This is a genomic window from Peribacillus psychrosaccharolyticus ATCC 23296, from assembly GCF_000305495.1.
GTDB lineage: Bacteria > Bacillota > Bacilli > Bacillales > DSM-1321 > Peribacillus > Peribacillus psychrosaccharolyticus.
Genome location: NZ_AJTN02000070.1, coordinates 1 through 4,207 on the forward strand (window position 1 = coordinate 1; position 4,207 = coordinate 4,207).

Annotated in this window: 4 protein-coding genes and 1 pseudogene; all 5 read left to right on the top strand. The window is 38.6% G+C overall.

Features of this window, described 5'->3' with window-relative positions; all coding sequences use genetic code 11:
- Positions 1–5: 5 nt before the first annotated feature.
- Positions 6–951 (top strand): annotated as a pseudogene (locus tag WYK_RS05665) (sugar kinase).
- Positions 952–1,019: 68 nt separating this feature from the next.
- Positions 1,020–2,039 (top strand): 2-keto-3-deoxygluconate permease, encoded by a 1,020-nt coding sequence (locus tag WYK_RS05670; protein WP_051387333.1) that lies wholly within the window; start codon positions 1,020–1,022, stop codon positions 2,037–2,039.
- A gap of 123 nt (positions 2,040–2,162) precedes the next feature.
- Positions 2,163–2,774, top strand: coding sequence for an NUDIX hydrolase (locus WYK_RS05675; RefSeq protein WP_040373610.1), 612 nt, complete (start codon positions 2,163–2,165; stop codon positions 2,772–2,774).
- A gap of 138 nt (positions 2,775–2,912) precedes the next feature.
- A complete protein-coding gene (locus WYK_RS05680; protein WP_051387334.1) occupies positions 2,913–3,488 on the top strand; it encodes an MEDS domain-containing protein in 576 nt (191 codons plus the stop codon).
- Positions 3,489–3,511: 23 nt separating this feature from the next.
- Positions 3,512–3,964: a GNAT family N-acetyltransferase gene (locus tag WYK_RS05685; protein ID WP_040373611.1), complete on the top strand. Its 453-nt coding sequence runs from the start codon at positions 3,512–3,514 to the stop codon at positions 3,962–3,964.
- The last annotated feature ends 243 nt before the right edge of the window (positions 3,965–4,207 follow it).

The window sequence follows — 4,207 nt, forward strand, 5'->3', positions numbered from 1 at the left end:
ATGTCATTACCTTTGGAGAGCCGATGGCTATGTTCTATGCAAATAGAGGTCAAGCCTCTCCATTTGGTTAATTCTTTTTCACGTGCACTAGCAGGTGCAGAGTCGAATGTAGCTTGTGGGTTAGCGCGTCTTGACTTGCATGTAGGATATATGACGAAGCTCGGTAATGATAGTTTTGGGAAATTTATTATGGAAGAACTGAATAAAGAAAAAGTAGATACGATGGGGGTTCGGTTTACTAATGAGAACGCTACGGGAATGCTGATTAAGTCAAAAGTAGTTGAAGGAGATCCAGAGGTCGAGTATTTCAGAAAAAACTCGGCAGCGTCAACTTTAAATACAAATGACCTTTCTGAAGAATACTTCGGTCAAGCAAAGCATCTGCACGTGACGGGGATTCCTTCAGCGCTGTCTACTGGATGTCATGAATTTTCAGTAGCAGCAATGAGGTTTATGAAGCAAGAAGGAAAGACTATTTCCTTTGATCCGAATTTGCGACCTAAATTATGGCCGGATAAACAAAAAATGATTAAAGAAATCAATCAGCTTGCTTGTTTAGCAGATCTATTTTTACCGGGGATGTCAGAAGCTGAAATATTGACTGGTCTTTCTGCACCTGAGGAAGTGGCAGATTTCTATATAAGTAAAGGTGTTAAAACGGTCATTATCAAGCTTGGTGCGAAGGGTGCTTACTATAAAAAAGGTAGTGAGGAAGGCTACATAAAGGGGTTTGTGATTGAAGAGATAGTGGATACGGTAGGTGCCGGAGATGGCTTCGCTGTTGGGGTTATTAGTGGATTGCTTGACGGTAAATCGATTCAAGAAGCTGTTATCCGCGGCAATGCAATTGGTGCTCTTCAAGTTATGTCACCGGGAGATATGGATGGAATGCCGACCAGATTGAAATTAGATGAGTTTATTGAAAAACAGTATAAGGTTCAAAATAGTTAAAAGCGGTACTCGATTATCTGATTACAAAGCTTGAGAAATCATTAATGGATATGATTGGAGAGATTATAATGAGAATAAAAGCGAGCATTGAAAAAGTTCCTGGTGGTATGATGGTTGTTCCGTTATTTTTTGGGGCCTTGATAAATACTATATTTCCTAATACAGCTACTTATTTCGGTGGATTTACTGGCGCTTTATTAACAGGAACAGCATCGATACTAGCGGTTTTCTTCTTCTGTGTAGGAGCAACCATTGATGTGAAACAATCAGGTTATATTGCCAAAAAAGGATTGACCTTACTCATAGGGAAAGTTGTATTTGCGGCATTATTAGGATATGCGGCAGCCTTGATCCTTCCGGAAAACGGGATTCAGACTGGGATATTTTCTGGTTTATCTGCGTTAGTACTCATTGCGGCGTTTAATGAAACCAATGGAGGATTATACACGGCTTTAATGACTAAATTAGGCAGAACAGAAGATGCAGCAGCCTTTCCTTTTATCAGTATAGAAAGCGGTCCATTTTTCACGATGATCATTTTAGGTGTAGGCGGTCTCGCTACGTTCCCGTGGCAGACTATTGTTTCAACACTTATCCCGTTTGTAGTGGGGATGATTGTTGGGAATGTTGATAAGGAATGTCGAGCGTTCTTTGGGCAGGCAGTACCAGTTCTTATTCCTTTCTTCGCCCTGGCTCTAGGGTTTGGGTTAGATTTTGGGATGATTATTAAATCTGGATTTATGGGTATTCTGATGGGAGTGGCCGTTGTTTTCCTTTCTGGTGGAGTCTTGTATGTATTGGATCGTTATGTAACTGGTTCGGATGGAGTTGCTGGTGTAGCTGCTTCTTCGACAGCTGGTGCTGCAGTGGCTGTTCCATTTATCATTGCTGAGTTAAATCCGCAATTTGCTCCAGTAGCTGAATCAGCAACAGCGATTATAGCGACGAGTGTGTTAGTAACAGCTATTTTAACGCCCATGCTTACAATGTGGGTGGCGAAAATACAGGAGAAGAGAGGAATCCCTCAACGTAGGTACAAAAAAACAACTGTTACGCCTGATGGAACTTCTGCTCATAAGGTGGTATAAATTAAATGTAAGCGTTAACTATTTCAACTGTGGTTTTTGCCGCAGTTGTTTTTGTATTTCTATAATAAACTATATAATAGTAGAAACGGCTAAAGACTTTTAATGAATTAAGGGGTGATTGTTTTGAGCGAAAATTCGGTGTTAAATAAGCTAAAAAACCATACGCCGATAATCTTAGGGAGCGAAGCTTTTAAAAAGTATGCAGTGCTAGTACCTCTTGTAGAAATCAATGGAGAAACTCATATATTATTTGAAATTCGTTCTCTTGAGATGCGCAGACAGCCGGGTGATATTTGTTTTCCGGGAGGGAGGAAAGATCCTCTTGACCTAACTGAACAGCAGACGGCGATTCGGGAGACAATTGAGGAGTTGGGTATTAAAGAAGAAAACATAACTGATGTAACGCCGCTTAACTATATCGTTTCTCCGGGGATGATTGTCTATCCGTATGCAGGAGTGATTGACCCTGCTGTACCTATGAAGCTGAATCCTGCTGAAGTTGGAGGGGTTTTTACTGTACCGTTAACTTATTTTTTGGATAATCCTCCCGCGATCTATCCAGTTAATTTAAGAGCTGAGCCGGAAGAAAACTTCCCCTTTGAGCTTGTAGTGGGCGGGGAGAACTACCACTGGCAGACAAGAAAGGTGGATGAGTATTTTTATTCTTATAAGGGGAGAGTAATCTGGGGAATGACAGCGAGGATATTAGCTCATTTAGTAGATATTATTCGATAATCCTCAGTCTAGAAGAGTTTGAACCTGCGAATTATATTCAAAGGTTCTTTTCTTTAAATATAATTAGAAAAATTTATATAACACTACTAATTATAGTAAAATAGATATGTGATGAAAATAGGGAAGGGGATTGATCATTTGTCAGAAGACCAGATAGGAACGAAAACTGAATGGATGAAGCAGACTAACGGTGGTCATATTTTTTATAATTTTCATGAATTAAATGGCTATTTTAAAAATGCCATTACTTATATTAAGACAGCGTTTGAACAAGGTGATGAAGTATTATTCATAGAGAATGAACGGTTATGGAGTTCTTTAAAAGAAAAACTAGTTATGTGTTTGTCGACTGCTCAATTAAGGAAAGTGTGTTATATAAATAATTTTGACTTTTACTGTATGAATGGTGATTTTGAATCAGCGACTATTCTTGCTTATTTTAATAAAACACAAGACGATTTCACGAAAAAGAACAGCTCTTTTCGAACGTGGGCCCATGTTGAATGGGGCTGCCAAGAGGACATTGATATAAAAATCAGTGAATATGAACGTATAGTAGATGTGACTCTATGTAAGAGCGGACTTATATCGGTTTGTGCTTATGATGCTTGCAGAGTTTCACCTACTCTTGAAGCAATACTAAAAAGGTTCCATAACTTCTTATTATATGACAACGAGAGGTTGATCCATTCGAAAGAGTATAGCGGGTTCTAAAATATGAAATATGAGGTGATAGAATGATCGTTTATTTAAATGATATCAATGAAACTCTGGCTGATGAAATCTTAGCGATACAGATTCCGTCGTATCATATAGAAGCAGCTTTAATCGGTTTTTCGGGGATTCCGCAATTAATGGATACAGTAGATAGTATCGTGAAGAGTGAAGAAATCTTTATTGGATATCGACTCGATCACGAGTGGGCGGGTTTTCTTTCTTATTCCGTTGAAAAGGATACAATGGAAATTTGCCGCCTTGTGGTGCACCCTCTGCATTTTCGAAAAGGAATAGGCGGAAAGTTAATAGAAGCATCCTTGGCTCTAGCATCTGGGAAGAAGATTATCGTCAGTACAGGATCGGAAAATCAACCTGCTTTGAATCTTTACAAACGCTTTGGGTTTGTAATGATAAATGAAATTGAAGTTGCCCCTGGTATTTTCCTTAGTTTGCTCGAAAAGACTGTTGAATAATCTTTTAAAATAAAAGTTGACTATCTGGAAAATTAAAAGTATGATTAAGAAGTCGCAAAGCAAGCGACTGTTTCAGAACAAAAAAACTTCTTCGCAGAAGTTGACAACTGTTCTAGACTATGATAATATCAAATGTATCGTAAGTGAAACAAATTGCTCTTTGAAAACTGAACAAAACAAAGCGTCAACGTTTTAAAGAAGTGAGTACACACTATAAAAACAACCGAGCAAGTCAAACATTTT

Coding starts and splice junctions, on each gene's coding strand:
- WYK_RS05670 (WP_051387333.1), top strand. CDS start 1,020: ATGAGAATAAAAGCGAGCATTGAAAAAGTTCCTGGTGGTATGATGGTT.
- WYK_RS05685 (WP_040373611.1), top strand. CDS start 3,512: ATGATCGTTTATTTAAATGATATCAATGAAACTCTGGCTGATGAAATC.